2 protein-coding genes are annotated in these 1,157 nt (G+C 73.7%); one reads left to right on the top strand and one right to left on the bottom strand.

What is annotated here, in order from left to right:
- Window positions 1–447, bottom strand: a 447-nt coding sequence (locus AB0O00_RS40605) for a LysR family transcriptional regulator (protein ID WP_363659680.1), incomplete at its 3' end; no start/stop codon positions are given.
- A gap of 201 nt (window positions 448–648) precedes the next feature.
- Here AB0O00_RS40605 and AB0O00_RS40600 point away from each other — a divergent pair.
- On the top strand, window positions 649–1,157 hold a 509-nt coding region (locus AB0O00_RS40600; RefSeq protein WP_363659679.1), incomplete at its 3' end, for a DUF6817 domain-containing protein.

Below are 1,157 nucleotides of genomic sequence, written 5' to 3'. Positions count from 1 at the left end.
GAGCGAGATCCACGCGAGGTCGACGCGGCCCGCGGCGAGCGCCTCGAAGCAGCTGCGGCTGGAGACCTCCGTCTGGAACTCCAGGCTCACCCCCGGGAAGCGGCGGCGGAAGTCGACGACGGCCGCCGACATGAAGTGCCGGATGCTGGTGGCGCCCGTCGTGATCCGCACCGATCCGCCCTCCCCGCGGGCGAGTTCGTCGATGCCGCGCAGCGCGTGGTCGATCCCGCCGAGGCTGTCGACGGCCGCCGCGCGCAGCAGTTGCCCGGCCTTCGTCGGCACGACGCCGCGCGGGTGGCGTTCGAGCAGGACGACGCCAAGCTCCCGTTCGAGCCGCTTCACGTGCTGGCTCACGGCGGACTGCGTGCAGGACAGTTGGCGGGCGACGGCGCTCAGCGAGCCGGCCCGGCACACCGCGGCGAAGACGCGGAGATCGTCGAGGGTCACGGCGGCCACGGTACGCCGCGTCTGATCCAAGCTTTCCCTTGGGGGTTTCCCAGGGAACCTGTGGATTGACTTGGGTGTCCGCGCGGATCGATCATCGCTGCAGGGCCCAGGGCGGCAACCCGCCCGCTGTCCTCGCGCGTTCCGGACGCAAGGCGGGGCACGGCGGGTGCCGACCCACAATCCCCCGAGAGGAATCCCGAGTTGACGATCGACCATGCCGTCTCACTGCTGCGCGAACTCGGCGCGGCCGAGCTCCCGCACCCCGGCGGCACCCTGCTCGCTCACCTGGAACGCGTCCGCCGGCAGCTCGCCGACTGGTGCGCCCGCCCCGAGCTCCAGCTCGCCGGGCTCTGCCACGCCGCCTACGGGACGGACGGCTTCCCGGCCGCCCTCCTGCCGCTCGACCGCCGCGCCGACCTGGCCGCCGTGATCGGCCCGGAGGCCGAGCGGATCGTCCACCGGTACGCGAGCTGCGACCGCCGCGCCACCTACCCCGGGCTGTCAGGCCCGGACGCCGCCTTCCACGACCGCTTCACCGGCAGCGTTTTCACGCCGGACCGGTCCGCCCTGCGCGACTTCGCGGAGCTGACGGCCGCCAACGAGCTCGACATCGCCCGCATCGACCCGGCCTTCCGGGACCGGTCGGGCGCGGACCTGCTCGCCCTGTTCACCCGGCTCCGGCCACTGCTGAGCCCAGCCGCGTGGGCCGC

The sequence above is a fragment of the Kitasatospora sp. NPDC093558 genome, assembly GCF_040683475.1.
Classification (GTDB): Bacteria; Actinomycetota; Actinomycetes; order Streptomycetales; family Streptomycetaceae; genus Kitasatospora.
This window is presented reverse-complemented; position numbering and strand designations above follow the sequence as displayed.